Here is a 24,769-nt window from a genome sequence, read left to right as displayed (position 1 = left end):
CCGGCGAGGGTAGGCGTGTTACCTGTACGCTTTCGTGAACGACGCTGCGTGCTGCGCGCCGTCAGGACTCGTCGAAGCCGACGCCGGTAGGCGACGGCATGTAGAGGTCATGGGCCAAAAAACCCAGGCACACCAGGGTAAGAACGACACCCGCCGCGATCCATATCCGACGGCGCGTGGGATTCCAACGGGCGCAGTACTGACGCCACCAGGGGAAGGCCGCCGCCGCCGCGCGCACGCCGTGCAACGCCCATTGGCTGTTTTCCAGATGCTGGAGTGCCCACATCGTCCTTGATCCTTCTGCTCAGGCGTCGTCGTCCGCAGGATTATGGATAAGAGCGACCAGGAGCGGTGTAGGCCTACGCCCTACAGTTGTGTAGGCATTCCCCTACACGGGTTCTGTCTTCTTTCTCTAGGCTTGGGGCGCCACAGGGGCATGCGCCACCGCGGCTCCGGAGGGATCGAGCTTGACCGGTACGATCGCCTCGACACTCCGTCGGGTCCCATGCTGGACGGGTGGGTTGAAGGCGTGCGCCTCGACGACTGACAGCGCCTTGCGGTCCAGGTCCGCATTGCCCGTCGTGCGAACGATCCGGGCATGACTCGCATGTCCGTCAGGGTCAACGGTGACCTGAACCATAGCCTCGCCCGAGGCCGGCCGCCCCGAGGCGTCTTTCGGCCAGTCGTCGGCATGCACTGCCTGCGCCAGCAACGCACCAATGACCAGCAGGACCCCATAACCCGCGACGTGTCTGCCCATGACCTTCTCCGGAAAATGTCCGGCCGAACTGTAACGCCGATCGCACGCGCGACGAACCGTAAGTTTGCGCGTTGTTTACGGCATCCCGTCCAGGAAACCTATTGCTTTTACGGCGTCTCGCAATAACTTGCGTGTACCGGCACCGATTGCCTCCGATATCCCGCACGCCATGAATCCATATCCCCGCCTCCGCCATCGGACGCCTGCGCTGGCCGCCTGTCTTGCGATGGTCCTGGTGGCCATGTCGTCACCATCCTTCGCCGACGATGCCGCAACGCCCATCTGCACCGACCGGCCGACCAAGGCCAACTCGACGTGCACCGTGCCTGCCGGTTCCGCCCAGGTCGAAATCGATATCGGCAACACCACGCGCGATCATCAGGCATCGACGACCACGCGTACGGTCAACATCATCAATCCGACGCTGAAGTATGGGCTCGACGATAAAACCGACATACAACTCAGCTGGTCGCCGCACATCGCCGTGGATATGCGCGACCACGCAAGCGATGCGCGCAGCCACGCGTCCGGTCGTGGCGACGCCTATCTGCGCCTGAAGCATAGGTTTGTCGATACCGATGCTGTCTCCGTAGCAGTCATCCCCTTCGTCAAAGCGCCTACCGCAGCGCATGGCATCGGTAACGATCGTTGGGAAGGCGGCGTCGCCCTGCCTGTCGCGGTTCCGCTCCCGGGGGGCTTCGCACTGACGCTGGGCCCCGAAGTGGATGTGCTGGCCGATCTCGATGGCTCGGGGCACCATGCGGCGCTGGTCAACCTGGTCAATGTCGCCCACCCGCTGGGCAGCCGCATGACGCTCGCCGTGGAGGTGTGGGACCTGGTCAACCGCGATCCCTCTGGCACGGTACGCCAGCGTTCGGCGGATGTAGCGCTGAGCTACCTCGTCACGCCCGCCTGGCAGGTCGATGTGGGGGCCAATGTCGGCATGACCCGTGAAACACCCGATCGCCAGTTCTATGTTGGACTATCGGCCCGTTTTTAAACGGGGCGCCATCGATCATGATCGATGCTGGTGCGACAATGTCTGGGCGAACCGTTGTGTCGGTGGCTCGGGGGTCGCATGGCGTAATGAACGAGGGTGACAGCGTGTTGATGAACGAACTCGGCCCGCGCATCTGCATCCTCGGGCCATCCAATGCGGGTAAGTCGACCCTGGCGCACACCATTGCGTGCGCCAATGACCTGATGTGTGTGCACCTCGACCAGTTGCGGCACATACCGGGTACACCATGGACGCTTCGGGACGACGAAGCCTTTCAGGCACTGCATGATGCCGCCATCGCGGAAGACCGCTGGGTGATGGAAGGCAACTATTCGCGCCTGCTGCCCCAGCGTCTTGCCCGAGCGACCGGTCTCATCGTGCTGGATGTATCGACCGGCACGAGCCTTTTGCGGTACGTGCGGCGATGTCTGGGCGGCGGTCCACGCATCGGAGGTATCGGCGCAACGCGCGACCCCGTCCGCTGGGCGATGCTCATGCACATTATCGGACCGACGCGAGCCGGTCGCAGGCGTTATGCCGAGGTGTTCGCCCAAAGCGCCCTGCCCAAACGGTACATCAGTGGATAGGGAACCTAACCCGATCTGCGAGCATGTGCTGGCAGACGACAGCGCAGCCATGGCTGCGCTGTCTAGGTTTATGCCGGCAACAGCACGGCTAGCGGTGGCACGGGTTCAGCCGATGTCTCACGCTGCTCGGCGTCGTGACTGACACGAAATTCTCCAACCAGCCTGGCAAGTGCATCGGCCTGCCCCTTCAACGATTTGGAGGCAGCCGAGGCTTCTTCCACCAGCGCGGCGTTCTGCTGGGTGACGTCGTCCATCTGGTTGATCGCCTGACGCACCTGGCCGATGCCCTGGCTCTGCTCCGTTGCCGCCGCGGCGATCTCGTTGACGAGATGAGTGACCTGCTGGATGGCCACACCCATGGAGTTCATGTTCTCGCCCACGTCGCTCGCCTGATTGACGCCTTCTTCAATCAATTCGTTGGAGGCACCAATCAGTGTTTTGATCTCACGTGCAGCCTTCGTGGAGTTCTGGGAGAGGATTCGCACCTCACCGGCAACGACAGCGAAACCCCGGCCGTGCTCACCCGCACGTGCCGCTTCCACCGCGGCATTCAGCGCCAGGAGGTTGGTCTGGAAGGCAATGCCTTCGATCAGCGTGATGATGTCGTTGACCTTGCGCGAGCTATGGCGAATGTTACCCATGGTGCCCAGCATCGTATCGAGCGATGACGCACTCTTCTTCGACAAGTCGTTCATGCTATCCGCCAGCTGGCTTGCCTGACGCGTGTTGTCGGCGGTCTGCCGGACGGTCTCATGCAGTTCGGTAACGCTGGCAGCAGTCTCTTCCAAAGAAGCGGCCTGCTGCTCGGTTCGCGATGAAAGGTCTTCATTGCCCGCTGCAATTTGAGCCGACGCGCTGCTGACCGACTGGGAGGCAACGTTTACCGAGACGAGCGCTTCGGACACCCGTTGCATCAGGCTGTTGAACGCCGTCGCCATGGTGCCTATTTCGTCACTGCGGGTTGCATCGGCGCTGACTGTAAGGTCGAGGCGCTCGCTTGCAACCGTCATGGTGTTTCCGATATCCCGAAGACTTCTGCGCACCCGAAGAATGGTGACCAAGGCGAAGAAGCCAAGCAGCAAGATGGTGGCCGAGACACCCGCGGCAATACCCCAGACGGTCTTGCTGAAGATGCTGTGGTTGGTGACGCGCAGGTCCTCGCCGATCTCGATGTTGATAACAAGCTGTTTCTGATAGTCCGAAATGAGCTGGCGAATCGCACTACCAATACCGTCAGTGCCTTCGACAAGGGGAAGACTTACGGCATCGTTATGTGCCCGGGACGCGGCCAGAAAGGCAGGCAGCTTTTCTTCGACCTTTCGGATGTTGTCAAAAGCCACGTGCGTCAGTCGTTCGTCTTCCGCGCTCGAAATGTCGTTCGCCAGGTAGTACTTCGTCAGCTCCTTCAGCCCGGATATCTGGTGCTGGATGCGCGCTTCCACGTCTGGCAGCTTCTTGTCATCTGTCTGGCTTTGATGCACGTAGAGAAGAATGGAAAGTTCGTTGCTCTGATCTATCAGTTTCCCCAGATCCTTGATCGAGGGAATAGCATTGACCTGGACATATTCAAAGCGAGCTTGAAAGCCGGAAGTCACCGTGATGGCGACAATACCCAATGCAATGAGCGCGGCAGAAAAAAGTGAAAACGTAAGCAACAGTCGCTGCGTGACACTCATGTGGTTCTTTTTCATTTTGGCAATTATCTTTTAGAAGTGCTGGCACTCCCCTTTCCGAAAAAAGTGGAAGTTACCGATTTAATAGAGGCAAAATCCGTTGCGGTTGTCATGCTGGATATTCCTCGGTTATCGGCGCGCGGTAACAAATATTGAGGGTGAATCGAAAGATGATGCGGGGCACTCATGCATGGGCGACATTCGACGCCAAATGCGACGAATACCGCATAGATGTCTCGTTCGCACTTCATAAATTGCGCAGAGGCGCACTGACGACCGGTGAATTCACAGAAGTTCGACACGCTTTGTAACCGTCGTTTACGTGGATACACTCCGTTGCACTCAGGCCGGAGAGTCATTCCCATGAAGCACCTACGCTGCGTGTCCCTGCTCGCCCTGTCGCTGCTCGCCTTGCCCGCGTTCGCGCAATCCGATCGCGAAGTCGTGGAAAAGATGGTCACCCGCTCCGCGAACGTCTGTCCGGGCCATAGCGCGGATCGCACTACGCCTACCGTCAAGGCCACGCCCGTCGGCGCCCTCCGCGTCATGCTCGAGCGCGGTTTGGTGATGTGCCCCGATCGTCGCCTCGATGCCGACGCACCCGCCGTCTTTTACGGCCGGGTCGGCGTATTCGAGTGGAACCCGGAAGTGAAAGGCAGCTCGGAGGTGATCGTGAAGCAGATCGACGCGATGACCCGTAAGGATGCGTATCCCTCGGACACCTTGGTGTGGAACACCCAGGGCGTGGAGCTGAAGCAGCGTACCGTGCCCGCCTTTGAGGCCAAGCCCGGTGCCGCGGTGCTTTATCACGTGGAGTGATGGCTTTTAGTCCTTACACCGGATGATGCCGCTTGTGCTCGTTTTTTAGACTCGGCGATCCCGGGCTCGCCAGGTGCGGATGGCACCTGGGGTCCGCCCCGCGTGGATGGTGCGATACCTGACGACACGCCGTCCACACGAGGCGCTCACGGGCCTCAGGACACTGTCACCGCACACCACCGGATCGCCCTAAAGAACGACGCCGGCTCATCTCATCTGGCCGATGGCCAAAAGGACTTCCATGAACACCATCCGCTCCGAATCCGGCTACAACGCCCCCGTAGGCTCCCGCATTACCGAAGGCGACGTGACACTTATCCGTCGTATCTCGTGGGGTTCGATCTTTGCCGGCGTCATCATGGCTGTGGTCATCCAGCTCGTCCTCAGCCTTATTGGCGCAGGCATCGGCTTCAGCACAACCGACGCAATGGCCCATGATTCGCCCGATGCCTCCAGCGTAGGCATCGGTGCCGCGGTCTGGTGGGGCGTCAGTAGCGTACTAGCCCTGTTCACCGGCGGCTGGGTCGCCGGACACCTTGCGGGTGCGCCCGGGCGGACGGACGCCATGCTCCACGGCCTCGTCGCCTGGGGTCTGGCCAGTCTTCTGGGCGCGTACCTGGTGGCCACCGCTGTCACGTCCATCGTGAAGGGTGGGGCCACGGCGGCCGGTGCAGTCGCGACCGTGGCCGGTAGCGGTATTGCCGCCGCCGCGGGTCCCGTCGTGGACGCAGCGAAGAATCAGCTGCAGGAAAGCGGCATCACGATGGACTCGCTGAAGGGCCAGGCCCAGCAGCTGCTGGCGCAGACGGGCAAGCCCGCCTTGCAGCCCGACGCGCTCAAGCAGCAGGCCAACGGCGCGGCCAACCAGCTCAACGACGCGGCGCAGAACCAGGCCAACGGCGACACGGGCGAAGACGTGCAGACCGTGGCGCAGCGCATCATCACCTCGGGTAGCGACACCGTGCAGCAGGCGGACAAGCAGGCCCTGGTCAACGTGGTGATGGCACGCACCGGTGTGTCGCAGCAGGAAGCCGAGCAGCGGGTGGACACCTGGATCACCCAGTACCAGCAGACCAAGGCCAAGATCGCGCAGGCGAAGGCCGAGGCTGAGGTCAAGGCTCGCGAAGCGGCGGATGCCGCGGCTAAGGCTGCAGCCAAGGCGTCGTTGGGCGGTGCGATTGCGCTGATCCTTGGTGCGATGGCCGCTGCCCTTGGTGGTGCGCTGGCCGGCCGCCGGTATGTCGTGGTCGTGGACGACCGTCTGCGCTGATCGCTACCGCGATCGAGCAAGCCCCGGCGCGCAACGATGCGCTCCGAGGTTGCCGAGGCCCAAGGGCTACACGGCAGGCATCCACAAAGGCGACGGTTTTTACCGTCGCCTTTTCTTTGCCCGCGCTGCCCCTGCATTGTCTCCTACGCGAATGATGAACGATCGCCTGGCGGTAGCTGGACGATTCCCGGGACGCAAAGCACTATCGGGACTCTCGGCCACCGTGCGGCCAGGGCCTGTCCCACAAGGAGATCGCGATGACGCTTCGCCCGCTTTTTTACCTGTCATGGTTAGCGCTTGCCGCGTGCACCCAACCATCGACATCGTCGGCCGACAGCACCGCTGCACCGCCCGCTGCACCGCAGGTCGATCCCGCACCACCGGTTGCATCCGTGCCCTCCGTGGCATCGATGCAGGCCGGGGACGGCCACGGTGAACGCGAGACCCTGTCGGTTACCTCGACCACCGGCACGATCAACTGTGAGAATCGCAACGTCGATATCACCGGGCAGCATGCGACCCTGATCCTGCGTGGCCACTGCGGCATGATCGCGCTGCTGGGTGCCTACGGAAATCTGCAGATCGAGCATGCGGAAGGTCTGAGGGTGGTCGGCGCCAATGCTCAGGTCGTCACAACGAGCGACCTGAAGACTGTCGAGATCTTTGGCGAGCGTGGCACTTTCCAGGTCGGCCATGTCGATGAGCTGCGCGTACCGGGCCGCGAAACGCGCCTGCGCGCCTTGTCCATCCGCTCGGCCACGCTGCACGGCAGCAACAACGAGATCACCCAGCAGGACGGCACCGCCGTCGTCGAAGACTACGGAAAGGACAACCGGATCGGCTCCTGACGAACGAAGCTGCATGGTCATCCTGACCGGGGAAACGCCGCCCTAGGTCCGGACGAATACCTCGACGCGCCGGTTCGCTTGCCGTCCGGCGGGATTGTCCTTGCCGTCGACCTCGTTCGGGGCGACGGGTTTTGACTCCCCGTAACCCTTTGCCGTGGCCCCGATCGACAACCCACGCTGGACCAAGGCGTCGCGGACCGACACCGCCCGTCGCTCCGACAGCTGCTGGTTATAGTCGTCGCTCCCCTTGCTGTCGGTATGGCCGCGTATCTCCATGTCGCGTGCCTGCACATGGGACAGGGCGCCGGCCAGCGCATCCAGAATGCGCGCGGCGTCCGGGCGTATCGCCGACTTGTCGAAATCGAACAACACACGATCGCTCAAGGTGATGAGGTAGCCGCACGGCGCGCCGGGCGGCGCGAACCGCTTCATCGGGGGGAAGCGTCCCGCTGGCACCACCCTGGCTAGCGGCGCCATCGTCACGGGATGCGGCGGGGTACCTATCTGGCCGGTGCCGTCGCCGTTGTTGCGAAGCAGCCCGTGGGGACCGTTCCAGGTGCCCGAGCCGTCCGCGTTGATGGTCACCAGGCCCTCGGGGCCGTTCCATGAGCCACTGCCATCGCCGTGGTTCTGGATCACGCCGCCCTTGCCGTTCCAGGTGCCCGCCCCTTTGCCGTCCAGGCTGATGATGCCAGCGGGACCGTTGTACGTACCCGATCCATCGGCATGGACCTGCACGATCGCGTCGGCGCCGTCACCCACCGACCCGTTGATGGTGCCGCTGCCATCGGCGTTGACGCTGACCACACCACCCTCGAAGTTGGCCGTGCCGGCACCATCGGCACCGATCTTGAAAACGCCGTCCTTACCGTTGCGAAGCAGGTTGCCCTGTGCATCCACGCTGGTGATGCCACCGTCGTTGACCAGTGTGCCATCGGTGCCGCAACGCGCAGGCGCCACGCTGATGCCGGCCACGGGATCGATGGCATCCTTCATCGATGCTTCGAGCGCCCGCTGCGCCGGGGTCACGCCCAGGATATCCGGCACGACGATCGGCGGGATGACCGGGAAGTCGGGGACGGCCGCCGTAGCGGCGGCGGCAGTGTCGTTAGTCGCGGTAACGTCGCGCGCAGGCGGCGGCACGTCGCGCGGCGTTTCATGGCGCACCGGCGGCGGCGCGGCGACCGCGTGCTCCCGATCATCCGACGCGCCGCAGCCGACCAGGAGCCCCATCGACAACCACAACGGTAATGCCCTCATCGCTCGATCTTCCCGTGTCATGATCCCGTGGTCCGTAGTGCATCACGAAACCCGGTCGTAGCGATACCTCAGACGAAACCCCGATTGACGATTGCCATTCCGAGTGAAGGCGCAGTACCGTGAATACGGCGGCCATGACGCGGAGCGCGATGAGGACACCCATGGCAGCACTGCGCGTCGCCGGAATCGTCCTCACCTCTGCCTGATGCGACAAACGCATGGCACCTCGCAGTCTGACGCACAAGGTAAGCATCTTTCGCAAGCAGTAACTGGGTGAACTCCAAGTCTTACGCGAGGATCAACTATGGCACTGATTCAATGTCCAGAATGCGGACACGATGTGTCCGACAAAGCGGCGGCTTGTCCACACTGCGGCCATCCAGTGCGCGGGCAGGTCAAGAGTGATCGCGTGTTGAACAGCAGCGTGGCAAGCAAGATCGTTGGCATGCTCGGCGGCTGGCTTATCGTTCCGTGGATCGCGCGGCTTTTGGCGATGGTCTTGTTCTGCATCGTTCTCATTGTGATGTTCATGAAAGGGCGCGGCTGAAGTAACGGAGCGCAAAGCGTCCGCGAACCTGTAGCGCTACCGTGCGGTATCTCGCGGTTTAAGTCTGCCAGCTACAGCTCAGCCTACCCTGGAGTTCCATATGAAACGAGTCACCGGTGTTGGCGGCATTTTCTTCAAGGCCAAGGATGCGCCCGCCCTCAGGGCGTGGTACCAGAAGCACCTCGGCATCGATGTCCAGGCATGGGGCGGCACGGCCTTCCGATGGGACGACGGCGACGGCAATCCGATCAACGGGACAACCGTCTGGTCGATTTCATCCGGCGCGGATGAGCAGGTGCCCGATGGGCACACCTTCATGATCAACTATCGCGTGGATGACCTGCATTCGCTGATCGAGGTTCTTCGCGAGGAGGGCTGCGATGTTCTCGATAAAGTCGATGACTCCGAGCACGGCAAGTTCGGCTGGGTGATCGACCCGGAAGGTAACAAGGTTGAACTGTGGGAACCGCCTGCGGGCGAGTGATGAAGTGAATCCGTGGTGAGATGACCGGACACTCACAAGGGACTCGTCCAGGGCTTGCGGTTGCGGCATGCTGCGCCAGCGGCGCTATCAGGCGCGGCCTTTGATGACGGGGAGAGCGCCTTGAAGTCCAGCGCGGCCGATCTTCTTAAGTGTCAACTCGCGCCCGGCGAGGACCTGGTATGGAGCAGTGGCTTGGCGCCTCGAAGCAGATGGCTGCCCGGATCGATCTTATGAGTGACCCGATCGACTACCTGTATCCACAGCATGTTCCGCGCCCGGTGTTCGCCATCAGCGGCGAATTGGTCACGGGTGGCTTCAAACAGTCCCCGCACGCCCACCGTAAGGCCCAGCTGTTCATGGCGCTGCGCGGATTGGTAACCTGCGAAGTCACGAAAGGGCTATGGATGGTCCCGCACCACTGCGCCCTTTGGATCCCGGGCGACCTGGAGCACAGCATACGCTGCGTCGGCGATGTCCTCGTTTATACGCTTTTCGTCGAGCCCGCCGCCGCGACCGGGATGCCTCAGGAATGCTGCACGCTGGCCGTCACGCCGCTGCTGCGAGAGCTGATCATCGCGGCCTCGCGGCTTTCGACGCTTTACGACTGCGAAGGCCCGGACGGGCGCTTAGCCCAGACGTTGCTCGATCAGCTAGCGATCGCTCCGCGCGAGCGTCTGCACCTCCCGATGCCAGAGGACGCCCGACTGCATACCATTGCTGAGGCGCTAGCTTCCCGCCCCGCAGACCGTGCCACCATCGCGGAATGGGCCAAGCGTGTGGCCATGAGCGAACGAAGCCTGTTCCGCCTGATTCAGCAGGAAGTCGGGATGAGTTTTGGTCGATGGCGACAGCAGTTTCACATCATGGTCGCCCTCGAGCGCCTGGCTTGTGGCGATTCAGTGCAGGCCGTCGCCTTTCACCTGGGCTACCAGAACTCCAGTGCCTTCATCACTATGTTCAAAAAAGTGATGGGACAATCCCCAGGACAGTATCAGCCCGCCTGGAGCGAGGGATAGAAAAGTCCACGCCGCATCGATTATGGCGGGTTCTCGGCATCCATTGGCGGGATGGCCCCATGTGTTCAGTCCTGGGCGTCATTAGGCTTTGCGTTTCAATGCTGCGGTTGGTGAATTCGCCGCGCTCCAACGCGAGACCTGCCATGAAGCTCAAAAACAAGATTCTCATCTGTGGCGGCGGCATCGCCGGACCGGCATGCGCGCACTGGCTCCAGAAATACGGTTACTCGATCGTGATTGTCGAGAAAGCCTCAGGCCTGCGCGACGGCGGCCAGAATGTGGACATAAAGGGAGCCGGTCAATACGTCCTCCACAAAATGGGTCTCGCTGAGGACGTCGAAGCCAAGAATACGCGCGAGCGTGGAGTGAAGTTCCAGGACACCAGCGGTCGAGTTTTTGCCACCTTTCCACGCGGTGCCTTCGCTGGGCTAACCGAGGATGTCGAGATCCTGCGCGGGGACCTCGCCCACATCCTTCACAGCAGCGTCAAGGACGTCTGCGAGTATCGGTTTGGCACGTATGTGACTGCGCTTTTGGACACTGCGGAGGGGATGGTTGCGTCGTTCAACACTGGCGAGGAAGAGGTCTTCGATGTGGTGATAGCGGCTGACGGTCTTGGCTCGTCGACACGCGCGATGGTGCTGGCGGAGGAGACAAGCTTCCGCTACCTGGGCGCTCACATGGCTTTTTTCGACATCCCACGCCGGTCAGGCGACGATGGATGGGCCATGTCCTCCCTGGGAGGCGGCATGGCGGTTTTTCTTCGGCCCGGAAAGAGCGGCCATACGACAGTATTGACGACTTTCCTGGCAGAAGAAACGCTGCATCGTGGAACCCCAGCCGAGCAGCGGAGCGCGCTGGCGGAGGCATTGACCGGGCGCGGCGCGCTGGCTGACCGAGTCCGGAGCGAACTGGCGTCGGTCAGCGACTTCTACTTTGGGCCAATGAGCCAAGTGAATGTCGCTCGGTGGTGGAAGGGCCGCGCCGTTTTACTCGGTGACGCAGGCTACTGTCCCACCCCATTCACCGGCAAAGGCACCGCGCTTGCACTCGTTGGCGCCTATCTTCTAGCCGGCGAAATCAAGCGATCTGCCACGCTCATCCAGGCCTTCGCCAACTACGAACAGCTCCTTCGGCCCTACGTGGAGGCTTCGCAAAACCAGTTGAGCGCCAGAAGCATCCGAATGATGCACCCCTCAAGCCCGGGAGGAGCGTGGATAACTCGCCAGGCCCTCAAAGTGCTGGCGAGCAGGCCGGTGCAATTCTTGTTTAGGCCAACGCCCGACAAGCGCAAGAAAGCCATCGCCGAAGACTTCGTCTTTCCGGATTACACGTGACATTCGGGTCGAAAAAAAGGGTTGCGGTCTCGCGACTTGAACCAGAGCCCAGCATCTTATCGATTAGGCACCGCTTTATCATTCGGCCCACGCAGTTATCTCGCCTCCTCCCTGCCGCATCCTCCTGAATACGTTGGAGAGTGCCACGTCCAGAAGGGCCGTGGCGCGTCGGGCTGCTTTTTTGGGTGCCGGAGTGGGCGCACCAGGAAGCGGAACCCCACGCGGTCGCGTACGTCCGTCGGCACGCGGAAGCGCGTATAGAGGCCAGCGGGTCGGTGGAGCAGAAGTGGCTCTGGCACGGAAAACGATACCTAAAACGATACCCCGGGAAGGCGTTTCAGGTTCGCTGCGTCGGCCGAAGAAGACGTCACAGAGAAGGCACTTAGCTTCGATAAGACCGAGGTTGGAGCGGGTGAAGGGAACACCCTGGCTCATCATTTAACCCGCTGAGCTGCCTCAATAACCAGGCCAGACAAGGGGTTGGGCGGTGCGATACCCAGAACGGGACTATGTCGGAAGGATACCAGCAAGTCCGGCGGACGATTTCGGCTGGCAACAACCTATACGCGTAATCGGCCGCAAACGCGGTTGTTGCCTCCAGAAATCTCCCAGAGAGCCGACCCCATGGACACCCACATGGAAGGCGCATATGGACCACGCTCGCTGCACACTCGACGACAAGCCTTACACCGCGTTCGACTTCTCCAAATTGGCTCCGGTAACCCTGGAGAATTATCGGCGCAACCTCGTTTGCGCAGAGTGCGAAGGGCCAGCCTTTTTCCGCAAACAATCTGCGGATGGACGGGCGCCCTGCTTTGGAGGCCGTCCCCATAAGCCCGGATGCAGCCTGGCAAGCCAGGAAGGCGGTGGCTGGGGCGTTGATGGCGGGGATGGCGAAGACGAGCGCTTGAATCCAGGCGACCGCATCGTGGTCGACCTTCGCCTGGACGTCGGGAGCGCAGGGGCGCCCGGAGGCAACCCGTCCGACCGACAGCATGGTCAGGGCCGCTTCTTCGGCGGCGCAAATGGAGAGCAGCGTTCTCGAACGTACAAGCGGCTTCGGGCGATGCTGAGGGCCCTCGTTGAGGGCCACGGACTAGCCACCTCGAATCAAATCATTGAGCTCACGGGTGTCATCGAAATGCCCGCGAGGGAATTCTTTGTGCCCTTCGGTGAGGTTGCCAGCCTTCCCGCAGGCCAGTACAGAGGCTTTTGGGGATCTCTGTCAGACGCGCGGCACGGGAAGGACGGCGCAATTTATCTCAACACCGGAGGACTGACCGAGCCAAGCATTCGCGTACCGGAAGCCGACAAACAAGTCCTTCTGGAAATGGTGAAAGCCGGGAACCTCGAAGAACTTTCAGGTGCGTATGTTTTGGTGCTGGGAAAGGTCGGGACTGCTAGGGATAACGGAAAACGTTTCATCACTCATAAAAGCGCTTTGTATCTGGCGATGCTCGTACAAAAGCAGCGCTGACACTTGCCTATCCCGCCCCCACATCCGCAGTTTCGGAAGTCCTCTGGAACTCCTTGAGATACTCCGGCCGGTGGCGGGCAAGCCAGCGAACGACCGACGCGTTGCCCAGCCACTTGCCCAGATGTCCCTTGACGATGGTCAGGTGCAGCACGTCTGGGCCATAGGAATCTTCCACGGCTGAGGTCTGCATCTGGAGTGCGGCAAGCTCGCGCTCCATCCGCCCGATGGATTCGACCGTCCCTGGTCTTGCCGCCACCTTGGACTCATAGGGGACACACACCTCTATGACTTTTTACCTTGTGCCCCACCCGATTTGCTCGGCGCGTTGCCGCGTCCGCCACCTGAGGGCTTTCCCGGATTCTTGCTCGGTGCATTCGGAACGGGTGACTTTGCCATATCGTTGCTCCTGTGGTGTCAGGCCGGCCGAATGGGCATCTCGAAAATCGCTGGCCACACTCCTGACGTATGCGTGGATGTACCTCTCCCTCCGTCGAGCGGAGGTCAAAACCGTGGCGCAATTTCAGGTCATCCGGGAAGTGGCTGGCATCACGGGATGGGTATCGTCAGAAATCGACTCACCGGGCCGAATGGCTCCGCCCTGCTTTTCCGATAGGGTGTAGGCAGGTACCGACAGACGGCAAGACCCTCGGGTGGCAAACATGGAGTTCCCGGTGGCGCGCGCCATCGCCCACCGGCTCGCGGCCCTCGCAGCCGACGCGGGGCATGCCGACGTAGTCACCGCTGCACTGCGCGTCACCGAGGTGCTCGGTCCTCCGGGTTCTTCTCCCAAAAAGGGATGTGGTCAGGCAGTCGAAGCGTTGTCTCTCGCCATCGATTAGGCCCAAAACGCACTCAAAAGCGGTCGTCCGCGCATCCACTGAAGGTCGGCGGCGGGCAAACGGGCACCGGTTGGCTGGGGTCGACCCGCCTGCGGCAGGCAGGTCCAGTTAGTGAGGCCCTTGCAGCACGCCCATCATGCACATGTAATCCGACATCGGCATGAGATGGACCGCCGCTCGCCGCTTGTCCACCTCACCGAGGTCATCAACAGGCTTTCTCGGCGCGAGGTGACCGTTCTCGTATCCGAGCTGTGAGCCATAGGGCTGCGCCTTGCCGAGGCGAAGGGCGACACGGTCAGCCAGCATGGCAGCATCGTCCGGGGCAAACCCCGTGCTCCCCTGCTTTGCATTCTCAGCCAGGACGCGCTCTTGCAAGGCAGGGTCCATGTCTGCGTGCTGCACAAGAACAAACAGCGCCGCCTGCCCGTCTTCCCCGATGGCGTCGCGCGTCGGCAACCCGTGTGCCGTAATGGCCCGCAGGCGTTCGAGGTGGCGCTTGTCCACGTCCATCACCGCCTGGACGACAGCCTGGGACGGATGTTCACCCGCTTGCTGGAGAGGTGTGCGAACGCGGACATCGTCCGCTTCCATCTTCAGGAGCTCGTCGTGCAGCGCGGTGTCGCGGGGCTTGGACTTGGCGCTTGCCTGACGCAGGGAGGCAACCTGGGCCTCCCGCGTCTTCAGCCACTGTGCTGCCGAGGGGCAAGGCTTGGCAAGCATGTCTTCGAGTGAGACATCCTGGCCGTCTTCGGCATGCACGGCGGGCAAGGAAAATGCGGTGCCCAGCACAAGGCCTGCAAGGACGACATGAGCGAGCAGTTTGGTCATGCGACGGTTTTCCCTTCGGCGGCTGAATACATATGTTGCCGACCTTGCCCCGCTGCGTCTGTCAGGGAACACCTACATTCGTTCGCTGGAGCAGATTCACCGCCCATGGGCCAACCTCGTCCCATTCCCACGGTTCCCACCGGCTGGTGTCCGACCATGGCGCCAGCAGCGCCACACATCGACGGTGGCCCTTGCTTCGTCCACGGGCGGCCCTGAGAAGGGGTTCGGACCGGTGCTCAAGGGGATTGCTCACAGGCAGCAGCAGCTCTACGCATCGCCAGTGCCCCCGATGCGCCGCATGGAGCAACGCAGCTGAGCGCTGGCCGGCGGGGTCGACATCGGGGTGGCCAATGAGCAGGGCGACGGTGACGTGGTCACCATCCCACGCTGCATCCTGCAAAAGCCTTTGGAGCTGCATATCCATAAAAGTGGGCCTCCTTGCCCGTCGGTCATCCCTTTTCGAAATCAAAGCCGGCGAGCCGTCCGCGCTTCCCGCAAGCCCGCTTTCCGCATCTTGCGGTCGAACATCCGTCGGCGCTCCGATTGCACCAAGGATTTCACTGCGGCGATGTAGCGGGTCGCGCTCTGTCGGTCGAAGTCAGCCACCCTCACCGCCCGCCTCGCCCAGCCGTGGCCCGCCGAGCGTTGGCTGCACCGGCGGATGACCGCAGGAGTTGGGTTATCCGACCAAGGCCAGCCGTCCGACCCGCCCTGCCCGTCTTCGTCCGCGTCGCGCACGGCATCGGCGTCGAAAGCCAACGCGCGCGTGGGAAAATAGAGGTGTGCATGGAACCCTTGTTTTCCAAATGGCTTCGGCTGGCCCAGGACGTCGACGGGCGAGTCGCGATGCAGGCCGACCGACACGACCGTGGCCCAGGTTTCTACGATGTGTTGCGCCATGCTCCGCGCCATCGCTTCGGCTTCTGCACCCGATAAACCGAACGGCACAGGGATGCGGAAATCATGTGCCACCTGCGAGTCTTTCCGCAATTCGGCTGCTTCCACGGCTTCCCACACCGTCGCAGCATCGGTGGCCCACGATGGGGCTCCCGCGGGCGCGAGGGTGAAGGCCGCGATGATTTCCTCATTGAGCACCCGCCGGCGATAGTCGTGCCACTCCCCAGTGCGCTTGTCGTAGAGCTTGAGGCCGAGGCGATAAGCGACCCCGCCGATGGCGGAATGGCCTTTGGCGCGGCCGTGCGTAGTGAGATGAGGGCGGGCATGAGTCACAGACTTCTCCTTGTTCGTAAGCCGGGCCGACCTCGGACCGGATGGGCTTCATGCCCGGGACGTGCGATGCGGAGGGGGCACGGCGCCCGCCCTCTATAGCAGTGAAGCAGATTGCGCGAGCATGTCAAGGAAACTTGACATGCTCAGCGTCACACATTTGAAGAGTCTGTTGCGCCGACGCCTCAGCGTTGGCGGCTCTGGATGTTGATGTTGCCTGGCTTTGAGCGGCGAGTTGGAACAACTCTGAGACGCGCCGTTGCTTTGCGCGGTTGCAATTGTTTTACGCAGTTGCGGCGGTTCCGCCCGCCGCTGGATTCCCGACCTGCGTTTTGTTAGATTTCGGCCAGGCGTGGTCACCGCCTGCTGCTCACCTCGGCAAACCCTAACGGGACGACATCCATCCAACTTCGTCTGATTCCCCACCTGTGGCGGATCTGGGCAGTGAGCACCTGGCTTTCGCACACAGTCGGAGTCAGTCATGTCGCACATCCCCACCACGGCCGCTAAGGTCAAGATTCTTAAGAAGCAGGCCAAGAGGCTCGGCCTCACCGACAAGCGCAAGCATGTCGAATTACTCGATGTCGTCGCGCAAAGCGCCGGATACCACCATTGGCACCATGTCGTCGAGTGCGAGCAAGCCACCGCTGCGCGAGGCCGGGCCCGCGGCATCCTTGCGGAAATTGACGCCATCATTGCCGCCGAACTGGCGGGCGAAGTTCGAATCGTCGTTACTGGACCGGAAGCAACGACGGCCCAACCCTTTCTGCTGGTCGCCACAGGCATTGGCGATGCTTGGATGCTTGACCCGATAAAGAGTCAGGCGTTGTGCTTGGTTTGGCGGGGCGAACGCCAGCAGGTGACCGTGCGCGACTTGCCGACCCGCATAGAGTTGATGTGGGACGGTGTATTCGAATTGCGGGGCCCGTTCTTTTTCGTCGATACCCATCACGATGAGATTAAGACCCGCGCGGTGGCAGGCTATCCGACGGACCAGCTCCGTCAGTTTTTGGATGAACTGCAACCCGTGGAAGACAAGGTTGATGCCATCTTCAACCCGACGGAGTCGGTGCCACTGACGCCGGAGATTGTCCAACAGCTCCTGGCGTCCGGATGGTCCCAGGCGCAGCTCGAAGAAGCCGCCAAACAGGGCGCTCGATATTCCCCGTCAAGGAACAGCATTCTGTTCCCTCCAGTCTCCGAGAATCCTGACTGATGCGGGGGCCTGGCTCCACCAGCGTGAGTTAGGCAGGTAGCTCCTAGGTCCCGCAGTGACGGTGCAGAGCCCATTCGTCGACGACGGGCCTTCGTAGCGTCGTGGACCGCCTCAAAAGATCACCGGGGCGTGCTCGGCGCAGCCAGCACGCCCTAACCTCACGAACTCTGCGCGTCCTCGGACTGAAGGAAGCTGATGCGGTCGAGCGCGGCTTTGAGGGCGACACGGTCGGCCCACACCTCGGGCGAGAGCGTCAGAAAGGCCATGAGCCGCGCTCGGATGGTCGCGTGGGCGGCAACGAACGCCACCCGCTTCGCGTCATCCGTGCCTTCGACCGCCGCCGGGTCCGGCAGGCCCCAGTGGGTGCGCACAAAGTCTCCGAAGAAGACCGGGCACGGCTCGGCCGCCGCGCTGTCGCACACCGTGACCACCAGGTCGATGGGCGTGCCGCCATCGCTGGCGAACTCGTCCCACGATTTGCTGCGCAACCCCGCGGTGGAGATGCCAGCGGCAGCCAAGGTCTCCAGGGCGAAGGGGTTGATGCGCCCCGCCGGTTGGCTGCCGGCGCTGAAGGCTTCGAACCGACTGCCGGCCCACGCGCGCAAGGTCGCTTCAGCCAGAACACTACGGGCGCTATTGCCCGTGCACACAAACAGCACGCGTTGGGTCACGGGATAGTCCTTCGAGGGGTCAGCAGCAGCTGGACGCGGTTGGGCCGCAAACGGCCGCGGGGTCGTCGGCACAGCAGTTTTCGGTGAGGTAGCCAATCAGGCCGTTCATGGCGGCGAACGCGGCGCGGTAGCAAACGAACCGCCCTTGGGGTTCGGCCGTGACCAATCCCGCGTGCAGCAGCTCTTTGAGATGGAACGACAGCGTAGCCCCCGGCAGGTCCAAGGTCTGGCCGATGTCCCCGGCCATCCGGCCGGTCGGGCCCGCGACTACGAGCAGCCGGAAGATGGCCAGGCGCTTAGCGTGGCCAAGCGCGGTAAGGGCCGCGATTGCGTCGTTTGTTTCCATTAAACTAGAATAGTCGAATCAGTCTGAGCAGAGCAACCCATGTCCACCGACCTGCCTCACCTGCACCTCGACCACCTCCCTGCCCCCGATGCGCCCGCCCTCGGTGCGGCCACCGACGCCGGGCACCCGCCGCGCATCCTCATTCTGTATGGGTCGCTCCGAGAGGTGTCCTACTCCCGCCAGCTTGCGCTGGAAGCCGAGCGCATCTTGCAGCATCTCGGCGCCGAGACCCGGGTGTTCCACCCGCACAACCTGCCCATGCTCGACCGCGTGCCGGCGAGCCACCCGGAAGTGCAGCGGTTGCGCGAATGGTCCGTCTGGTCCGAAGGCCAGGTGTGGGTGAGCCCGGAGCGGCACGGCACCCTCACCGGGGTGTTCAAAAACCAGATTGACTGGCTGCCGTTGGAAGACGGGAGCGTTCGGCCCACCCAAGGCCGCACGCTCGCGGTCATGCAGGTCAGCGGTGGCTCTCAGTCGTTCAATGTGGTCAACGCATTGCGCGTGCTGGGCCGATGGATGCGCATGGTCACCATCCCCAACCAATCGTCGGTGGCGAAGGCCTGGCAGGAGTTCGATGAGGCTGGCCGCATGAAGCCGTCGCCCTACTACGACCGCGTCGTGGATGTCATGGAGGAGCTGGTGAAGTTCACCTACCTGGTGCGCGGGCGCAGCGATTACCTGGTCAACCGCTACAGCGAGCGCAAGGGCGATGCGTTGGCGAGGGCGCTGGCTGAGCAGGCGGGGGCGGTTGAGCCGCAGTAGTCAACCCCTGGAGAAGGCCAGTTCTTACATGTAATGGAGCCATTCAACAGCTGCCTTGCCAAGCGCTTCTCACGTGCTAAACGTGCAACCACGCAAATCGAACGCTATCAGCTCATGATCAACAACAGTTCATCTACTCAAGAACCCTTTGTTTCTCTTGATGCGCGAAGGCGAAAAATCCGGCTACTCGTGCTGAATTGGTCACTATCCGTGATCACAACTGTGGCCCTGGCTGAGATCCTAGCGATCTCACTATTTCACTCTACCCCATAGTGTGAGCGTAACCGTCAGAAACGCTATAAGAAGGATTGAACGATTGAGTAACCAAAGCGAAAAACGTGCCGTGCTCCGGCTTGCTGCAACGTCATCGACAGACACATAAAGGTCTACGGCAGTCCAGAGCGAAGCCAGGAGGCTTGCAATAAAATATAGAATATTCCCGAATCCCTTGAGATGCATATAAGCCATCAGCCCCAAGACGAGCACGAAACAAGACCATCCGAAATACAGTTCCGAATCATCCTTGAAATAAATGCCCCCGCCGGCGAGCGCGCCAGCAAGGATGGGAAGCATGTATGACCAAAAATCGAGGAGGGCGTTGTCTACATCTTTGCCACCTTTCTCGGCAATGAACAAAGTCGCAAGAAAGAGAAAACAGATTCCGAGCATAATAAGATACGTAAAAAAATCGGCGTCTTCCAAAAACTCCCTAATCTTCACCGTTATCTCCGTTGTTCTTTCTGATGCACTTCATAGACGCTCAAGCACGGTGACCCATGGAAGGTTAATACCTGGTTCAAATAGCGCGAGCGCATCAAGGCGCTCGTGCAACGTCGGCTCATCGATGTAAAACTTCCCCAGCGTTCCTTGCTCGCCCTTGTGTCCGGTGATTTTTCCGATGGTTTGTAGCGGCACTTTGGCGCGTGCCAACCTTGTCGCCAGCGTGTGCCGAAATGCGTGCATACCAAGACCCGACTCGGTCACGCCACGCTTTCTCAGATACGCCGAGAACTGCTTGCTCATCTGTTTGCCAAAGCCGCCACCATCGTTATTCGGAAGCTGCGGAAACAACCGCGCCTGACCAGCCGCCTTTGCCTCTTCGGCAAAGCGCAGGAAGCCGGCGTCCAGAACGGGCTGAGCGAGCGGCACAAAGCGCCGGGACGCCTTATTCTTGAGCTTCTGCCCTGGAAAGCGACGATTGATGTGATAGCCCGGAATGCCGTTGATGACTTCCACATCGGCAACGTAAAGCTGACTCAGCTCCGTCACGCGTGCACCCGAGTAGAGCGCCAAGATGGGGACCCAAAAGCGGTGCGGATACTTCGCGGCCCACGCCACGTAGGCCGTAGGCTCAAAGATGGCATCCAACTCCTCTTGGGTAAACGCGCGGCCCGTCTCTTCTTCAGCGTCATCCTTGTCCTGACGCACCAAGCCGTGCAACGGGTTTTCCGTCAGATGCTTGTTCTTCTTCAGCCAATTAAAGAAAGTCGATAGTCGCTGGTGATGCTTATTGAGCGTGGCCGCCGCCGGCGGCGGCTCGGCCATCGTCTTGGCTTTGGCAAGCACCTCGCGCACCGACAAGTTTGCAAACTCAGGCCGCTTGGTCGCGTGGCGCGGCCAGTAAGCCACGTCATCAAAGAACTGCCGGCAGTGGTCGCTCGTCAAGTCGGCAGCAGGAATGTCCCCCACAATGCCACGCAACAACATCAGGCTATGTCGGCTCTCCAACACGGTCTTCTTGTCGCGTCCGGCGCGCTCCAAATCGGCGAGATGCGTTGCCGACAGCGCACCGAGAAAGTTTTCCTTGCGCCGCTCGACCGCAACGGCCTTCTTGGCGCCTCGGCTCGTGCTGGTCGGAGTAGCGGCGGCCATCAGGTCACAAAATTGACGCTCATCCTCGGCCGTATTGATTAGGACATTCGTCAGCTCGACACCGTTGGGCAAGCGCACCCCGCCAATCGTCAGCTGGAATGCGTCTTCTGCGTCCTTAAGCAATTGCTTGATGTCGACCATGACACCCCCCGTCCGGATTTTTCTGAACGCGTTGGAGAGTGCCACATCGAGCACCGCAGCCGCGAGTCTGGCTGTTTCTCCCGGAGGGTGGCGCAGCGGACGCACAAGGAAGCGCGAGCCGACCGCGTCACGCAGGTCGGTCGGCACCCGAAAACGCACATACAAGCCGGAGCGTCGGTTGAGCAGGAGAGGCTTTGGCAAAACGATACCTCGGGCGATACCTCGGGGAGGTCGCTCGGGGTTCACCGACGAAGCCAAGAAAGACGTTGCAGAGAAGGCACTTAGCTTCGATAACACCGAAGCTGGAGCGGGTGAAGGGAATCGAACCCTCGTCAGTAGCTTGGGAAGCTACAGCTCTACCATTGAGCTACACCCGCATCGGCCACCGATGGTAATACGAGACCCCCCGCCCGCGAAAGGTGGCATCCGCCTGAACGCCCCACGGCACCCTCACCCGGCGCCCCAGGGTCCGGCGCATAATCGGGCCGGGGAATCTGACGAGGGTCGGCTCATGCATCGCGCACTATCGCTTTCCGCTTTCTCGGCGCTCGCGCTGTGTGCCGCTGGCGCCGCCTCCGCACAGTCGCGCACGGTGTCCACCGCCGACATGCCCAAGCCGGGGGTCAGCTACATCTCCGGCCCCGCCGTCCCGGTGCGGCGGGAAACCGTGAGCACCGGCTCCCTCCCTCAGCCCCCACACCTCTATGCCGGCGACCGGGCCACGGTGGTCGACGACGGCTACGACCGCGACCGTGACGCCCCGTACAACGACGGCTACGGTGGCTATTACAGCGGTAACTATGGCGGCGGCTACGGAAACGGCTACGACCACGACGACCGCTACGATCGCGATCGCGACCGGAACCACGGCCGGCCCGACCACGGCAACGGCGGCCACCCACCGACCACCTCCAACACCGTGATCCTCCCCGCGCGCGGCACCCGGTCGTCCACCACCGCGCCCGCGTTCACCACGGCCCCGGACCGTTCCCGCCAGGACGACCGGCGCGGCCGGGACGATCGCGGCAACGGCTGGAACAACGGCAATCCGGGCTGGAGCAGCGGCCACGATGACGTGCGCCCCGTGCAGCCGGGTACCGGCACGACCAACAGCCGGGCTCCACAACCCGGCACGGGCATGGGTAGCGGGAACCAGCCCGGGACGGGCATCCCCATGCGCGGTGGATGGAACAACGGGCGCTGACGTTACACTAGGCGCATGCAGACCACCCCCGACGACGACAGCCGCGACGACGACGCCGGCGACGCCCCCTTTTACCGCCGTATCCGCAGCTTCGTGCTGCGCGAAGGCCGGATGACGCCCGCGCAGCAGCGCGCCTTTGACGACCACTGGGCCCGCTTCGGCCTCGACTACCACGGCAGCGTGCGCGATCCCGGCGACGTCTTCGGGCGCGATGCACCGCGCGTGCTGGAAATCGGCTTCGGCAACGGCGAGGCGCTGGCCTGGGCCAGCGAGCACGACCCGGCGCGCGACTACATCGGCGTGGAAGTGCACGGGCCGGGTGTCGGCCGCCTGATGAACGTGCTGGCCGCGCGCGACGCAACCAACGTGCGCTTGTACAAGCACGACGCCGTCGAGGTGCTGGAGCACGAGATCCCGCCGGGCAGCCTGTCGGAAGTGCGGATCTGGTTCCCCGATCCCTGGCACAAGAAGCGCCACAACAAGCGTCGTCTGGTCCAGCCGGCGTTCGTGCAACTGCTGGCCTCGCGCATGGCGCCTGGCGGCCTGCTGCATCTGGCCACCGACTGGGAGGCCTACGCCGAGCACATGCGCGAGACGATGGAAGCCGCGGAAGGCTGGCGTAATCGTGTCGGTCCGGGCCAATCCGCCGAGCGGCCCGCCTGGCGTATCGAGACCCACTTCGAGCGCCGCGGCACGCGCCTGGGCCATGGCGTGTGGGATTACCTTTACGAGTGGCACGGCTGATCGCATGAAACCACGAGAAGCGGCGGTGCGCCCGACGACGGTGCGTTGACCGTCGAGGGCGCTTAATGCGGAGCTTCGCGTTCACGGAGTGCCCCATGTCCATCGCCAACCTTGCCGACCTCATCGCGGCCACCCTGGAAGAAGCCGGCGTACGCCGGATCTACGGCGTCGTAGGCGACAGCCTCAACGCGATCACCGATTCGCTGCGCGAGCGCCAGCGGATCGACTGGGTCCACGTCCGCAACGAAGAAGCCGGCGCGTTCGCCGCCGGCGGCGAAGCGCAACTCACCGGTCAGCTGGCCGTCTGTGCCGGCAGCTGCGGGCCGGGCAACCTTCACCTGATCAACGGGCTGTTCGACTGCCACCGCTCGCGTACGCCGGTGCTGGCCATCGCCGCGCACATTCCCAGCGCCGAGATCGGCAGCGGCTACTTCCAGGAGACCCACCCCACGGAGCTGTTCCGGGAGTGCAGCGTGTACTGCGAGATGGTCTCCGACGAATCGCAGATGCCACGCGTGCTGGAGTCCGCCATCCGTGCCGCCGTCGGCCAGCGTGGCGTGGCCGTGGTGGTGATCCCGGGCGACGTGGCCATGCGCAAGTCGCCGGTCAAGACCGTGACACCGGTGGCCGGCCTGCTGCCACCCGCACCGAAGGTCGTGCCGGCGGCACGCGAGCTGGATGCCCTGGCCGATCTGCTCAATGCGGGCAAGCGCATCACGCTGCTCTGCGGCCGCGGCACGGCCGGCGCGCACGACGACCTGATCGCCCTGGCCGATGCGCTGAAGTCGCCCATCGTGCACGCGTTGGGCGGCAAGGAGTTCGTGGAGTACGACAACCCCTTCGACGTGGGCATGACCGGCCTGATCGGCTTCAGCTCCGGTTTCCACGCGATGGAAGACTGCGACACCCTGCTGATGCTGGGCACGGATTTTCCGTACCGCCAGTTCTATCCGGAAGACGCGACGATCGCGCAGGTGGACATCCGCCCCGAGAACCTCGGACGACGCTGCCGCCTGGACCTGGGCGTGGTGGGCGACGTGGGTGAGACCATCCGCGCCCTGCTGCCACGGATCGAGCCCCGGCGCGTGCGCGGCCACCTCGACCGCTGCCTGGCGCACTACGCGCGGGCCCGCGAAGGCCTGGACGAACTGGCCCGGATCGAACCCGGCCACGACCTCATCCACCCGCAGCAGGTGACCCGCCTGGTCAGCGAGCTGGCCGAGGACGATGCCATCTTCACCTGCGACGTCGGCACGCCCACGGTGTGGGCCGCACGCTACCTGGCCATGAACGGCAAGCGCCGCCTGCTCGGCTCGTGGGTGCACGGGTCGATGGCCAACGCCATGCCGCAGGCGATCGGCGCCCAGGCCTCGCATCCCGAACGCCAGGTGATCTCGCTCTCCGGTGATGGCGGCTTCACCATGCTGATGGGCGACTTCATCACGCTGGCCCAGGAAGGCCTGCCGGTGAAGGTCATCGTGCTCAACAACGGCACGCTGGGCTTCGTCGAGATGGAGATGAAGGCTGCGGGCCTGCTGGAAACCGGCGTGGAGCTGAAAAACCCCGACTTCGCCGCCATGGCCAACGCCATGGGCATCCACGGTCGCCGCGTGGCCCGTGCCAGTGACCTGCCCTCGGCCATCGCCGAGGTGCTGTCGCACGACGGCCCGGCGCTGCTGGACGTGGTCAGCAATCGGCTGGAACTGTCGATGCCGCCGAAGATCACCGCCGAGCAGGCCAAGGGCTTCAGCCTGTACGCGCTGAAGGCGGTAATGAGCGGCCGCGGCGATTCCATCCTGGACCTGGCGGTGAGTAACCTCAGCCGCTGACGATGCACGATC

The 24,769-nt window shown here is 62.7% G+C and carries 26 protein-coding genes and 1 tRNA gene; 15 read left to right on the top strand and 12 right to left on the bottom strand.

Annotated elements, in window-relative coordinates; all coding sequences use genetic code 11:
* Positions 1 to 61 precede the first annotated feature (61 nt).
* Positions 62 to 286: a hypothetical protein gene (locus QRN34_RS13845; RefSeq protein WP_036137792.1), complete on the bottom strand. Its 225-nt coding sequence runs from the start codon at positions 284 to 286 to the stop codon at positions 62 to 64.
* Positions 287 to 412: 126 nt separating this feature from the next.
* The gene (locus tag QRN34_RS13840; protein ID WP_285405233.1) at positions 413 to 760 is read right to left on the bottom strand and encodes an energy transducer TonB; all 348 of its coding nucleotides are present in this window, start codon (positions 758 to 760) and stop codon (positions 413 to 415) included.
* Between the two features lie 169 nt (positions 761 to 929).
* Here QRN34_RS13840 and QRN34_RS13835 point away from each other — a divergent pair, with 169 nt between their 5' ends.
* A complete protein-coding gene (locus QRN34_RS13835; protein WP_345782904.1) occupies positions 930 to 1,760 on the top strand; it encodes a transporter in 831 nt (276 codons plus the stop codon).
* Between the two features lie 86 nt (positions 1,761 to 1,846).
* A complete protein-coding gene (locus QRN34_RS13830; RefSeq protein WP_285405231.1) occupies positions 1,847 to 2,347 on the top strand; it encodes a hypothetical protein in 501 nt (166 codons plus the stop codon).
* 68 nt (positions 2,348 to 2,415) lie between these two features.
* On the opposite strand, the gene QRN34_RS13825 is transcribed toward QRN34_RS13830, so the two are convergent.
* The gene (locus tag QRN34_RS13825; RefSeq protein WP_285405230.1) at positions 2,416 to 4,038 is read right to left on the bottom strand and encodes a methyl-accepting chemotaxis protein; all 1,623 of its coding nucleotides are present in this window, start codon (positions 4,036 to 4,038) and stop codon (positions 2,416 to 2,418) included.
* A gap of 369 nt (positions 4,039 to 4,407) precedes the next feature.
* Between QRN34_RS13825 and QRN34_RS13820 the strand changes: the two genes are divergently transcribed.
* From QRN34_RS13820 to QRN34_RS13810, 3 genes are all read left to right on the top strand, one after another.
* Complete coding sequence (locus QRN34_RS13820; RefSeq protein WP_285405301.1) at positions 4,408 to 4,839, top strand: hypothetical protein; 432 nt, start codon at positions 4,408 to 4,410, stop codon at positions 4,837 to 4,839.
* A 241-nt stretch (positions 4,840 to 5,080) separates the two neighbouring features.
* Positions 5,081 to 6,109: a hypothetical protein gene (locus QRN34_RS13815; RefSeq protein WP_285405229.1), complete on the top strand. Its 1,029-nt coding sequence runs from the start codon at positions 5,081 to 5,083 to the stop codon at positions 6,107 to 6,109.
* Positions 6,110 to 6,366: 257 nt separating this feature from the next.
* Positions 6,367 to 6,957 (top strand): DUF3060 domain-containing protein, encoded by a 591-nt coding sequence (locus QRN34_RS13810; RefSeq protein ID WP_285405228.1) that lies wholly within the window; start codon positions 6,367 to 6,369, stop codon positions 6,955 to 6,957.
* A 42-nt stretch (positions 6,958 to 6,999) separates the two neighbouring features.
* Here the strand turns inward: QRN34_RS13810 and QRN34_RS13805 are convergent, their stop codons facing one another.
* A complete protein-coding gene (locus tag QRN34_RS13805; protein WP_285405227.1) occupies positions 7,000 to 8,238 on the bottom strand; it encodes an OmpA family protein in 1,239 nt (412 codons plus the stop codon).
* Positions 8,239 to 8,521: 283 nt separating this feature from the next.
* Between QRN34_RS13805 and QRN34_RS13800 the strand changes: the two genes are divergently transcribed.
* The 5 genes from QRN34_RS13800 (at position 8,522) to QRN34_RS13780 (ending at position 13,078) form a co-directional block, all read left to right on the top strand.
* A complete protein-coding gene (locus QRN34_RS13800; protein WP_285405226.1) occupies positions 8,522 to 8,764 on the top strand; it encodes a zinc-ribbon domain-containing protein in 243 nt (80 codons plus the stop codon).
* A gap of 100 nt (positions 8,765 to 8,864) precedes the next feature.
* A complete protein-coding gene (locus tag QRN34_RS13795) occupies positions 8,865 to 9,248 on the top strand; it encodes a VOC family protein (RefSeq protein WP_285405225.1) in 384 nt (127 codons plus the stop codon).
* Positions 9,249 to 9,427: 179 nt separating this feature from the next.
* Positions 9,428 to 10,264, top strand: a complete 837-nt coding sequence (locus tag QRN34_RS13790) for a helix-turn-helix transcriptional regulator (protein WP_285405224.1) — start codon at positions 9,428 to 9,430, stop codon at positions 10,262 to 10,264.
* 143 nt (positions 10,265 to 10,407) lie between these two features.
* Positions 10,408 to 11,601, top strand: a complete 1,194-nt coding sequence (locus QRN34_RS13785; RefSeq protein WP_285405223.1) for an FAD-dependent monooxygenase — start codon at positions 10,408 to 10,410, stop codon at positions 11,599 to 11,601.
* A 649-nt stretch (positions 11,602 to 12,250) separates the two neighbouring features.
* A complete protein-coding gene (locus tag QRN34_RS13780; protein WP_285405222.1) occupies positions 12,251 to 13,078 on the top strand; it encodes a hypothetical protein in 828 nt (275 codons plus the stop codon).
* A 7-nt stretch (positions 13,079 to 13,085) separates the two neighbouring features.
* On the opposite strand, the gene QRN34_RS13775 is transcribed toward QRN34_RS13780, so the two are convergent.
* The 3 genes from QRN34_RS13775 to QRN34_RS13765 form a co-directional block, all read right to left on the bottom strand.
* Complete coding sequence (locus QRN34_RS13775; RefSeq protein WP_285405221.1) at positions 13,086 to 13,334, bottom strand: plasmid partitioning protein RepB C-terminal domain-containing protein; 249 nt, start codon at positions 13,332 to 13,334, stop codon at positions 13,086 to 13,088.
* 691 nt (positions 13,335 to 14,025) lie between these two features.
* Positions 14,026 to 14,745 (bottom strand): DUF6624 domain-containing protein, encoded by a 720-nt coding sequence (locus tag QRN34_RS13770; RefSeq protein WP_285405220.1) that lies wholly within the window; start codon positions 14,743 to 14,745, stop codon positions 14,026 to 14,028.
* A gap of 465 nt (positions 14,746 to 15,210) precedes the next feature.
* Positions 15,211 to 15,975: a MobA/MobL family protein gene (locus QRN34_RS13765; RefSeq protein WP_285405219.1), complete on the bottom strand. Its 765-nt coding sequence runs from the start codon at positions 15,973 to 15,975 to the stop codon at positions 15,211 to 15,213.
* Positions 15,976 to 16,453: 478 nt separating this feature from the next.
* On the opposite strand from QRN34_RS13765, the gene QRN34_RS13760 reads away from it, so the two are divergent.
* Positions 16,454 to 17,188 (top strand): hypothetical protein, encoded by a 735-nt coding sequence (locus tag QRN34_RS13760; RefSeq protein WP_285405218.1) that lies wholly within the window; start codon positions 16,454 to 16,456, stop codon positions 17,186 to 17,188.
* Positions 17,189 to 17,346: 158 nt separating this feature from the next.
* Here QRN34_RS13760 and QRN34_RS13755 read toward each other — a convergent pair whose 3' ends face one another.
* Positions 17,347 to 17,859, bottom strand: a complete 513-nt coding sequence (locus tag QRN34_RS13755) for an arsenate reductase ArsC (RefSeq protein ID WP_285405217.1) — start codon at positions 17,857 to 17,859, stop codon at positions 17,347 to 17,349.
* A gap of 19 nt (positions 17,860 to 17,878) precedes the next feature.
* On the bottom strand, positions 17,879 to 18,205 hold the full coding sequence (locus tag QRN34_RS13750; protein ID WP_285405216.1) for a metalloregulator ArsR/SmtB family transcription factor: 327 nt from the start codon (positions 18,203 to 18,205) through the stop codon (positions 17,879 to 17,881).
* Between the two features lie 39 nt (positions 18,206 to 18,244).
* On the opposite strand from QRN34_RS13750, the gene arsH reads away from it, so the two are divergent.
* Positions 18,245 to 18,967: an arsenical resistance protein ArsH gene (gene arsH, locus QRN34_RS13745; protein ID WP_285405215.1), complete on the top strand. Its 723-nt coding sequence runs from the start codon at positions 18,245 to 18,247 to the stop codon at positions 18,965 to 18,967.
* A 252-nt stretch (positions 18,968 to 19,219) separates the two neighbouring features.
* Here arsH and QRN34_RS13740 read toward each other — a convergent pair whose 3' ends face one another.
* The 3 genes from QRN34_RS13740 to QRN34_RS13730 form a co-directional block, all read right to left on the bottom strand.
* Complete coding sequence (locus QRN34_RS13740) at positions 19,220 to 19,687, bottom strand: hypothetical protein (RefSeq protein ID WP_285405214.1); 468 nt, start codon at positions 19,685 to 19,687, stop codon at positions 19,220 to 19,222.
* Positions 19,688 to 19,717: 30 nt separating this feature from the next.
* Positions 19,718 to 21,181: a site-specific integrase gene (locus QRN34_RS13735; protein ID WP_285405213.1), complete on the bottom strand. Its 1,464-nt coding sequence runs from the start codon at positions 21,179 to 21,181 to the stop codon at positions 19,718 to 19,720.
* A gap of 102 nt (positions 21,182 to 21,283) precedes the next feature.
* Positions 21,284 to 21,357 (bottom strand) — tRNA-Gly (locus tag QRN34_RS13730).
* A gap of 134 nt (positions 21,358 to 21,491) precedes the next feature.
* Between QRN34_RS13730 and QRN34_RS13725 the strand changes: the two genes are divergently transcribed.
* The 3 genes from QRN34_RS13725 (at position 21,492) to poxB (ending at position 24,757) form a co-directional block, all read left to right on the top strand.
* Complete coding sequence (locus tag QRN34_RS13725; RefSeq protein ID WP_285405212.1) at positions 21,492 to 22,184, top strand: hypothetical protein; 693 nt, start codon at positions 21,492 to 21,494, stop codon at positions 22,182 to 22,184.
* Between the two features lie 15 nt (positions 22,185 to 22,199).
* On the top strand, positions 22,200 to 22,928 hold the full coding sequence (gene trmB, locus QRN34_RS13720) for a tRNA (guanosine(46)-N7)-methyltransferase TrmB (RefSeq protein ID WP_285405211.1): 729 nt from the start codon (positions 22,200 to 22,202) through the stop codon (positions 22,926 to 22,928).
* A 95-nt stretch (positions 22,929 to 23,023) separates the two neighbouring features.
* The gene (poxB, locus tag QRN34_RS13715) at positions 23,024 to 24,757 is read left to right on the top strand and encodes a ubiquinone-dependent pyruvate dehydrogenase (RefSeq protein ID WP_285405210.1); all 1,734 of its coding nucleotides are present in this window, start codon (positions 23,024 to 23,026) and stop codon (positions 24,755 to 24,757) included.
* Positions 24,758 to 24,769: the final 12 nt, after the last annotated feature.

Origin of the sequence: Luteibacter sp. ME-Dv--P-043b, from assembly GCF_030209605.1 — a bacterium.
Lineage (GTDB): Bacteria > Pseudomonadota > Gammaproteobacteria > Xanthomonadales > Rhodanobacteraceae > Luteibacter.
Note: the sequence above shows the minus strand (reverse complement) of the source record. Positions and strands in the feature narration are given on the sequence as shown.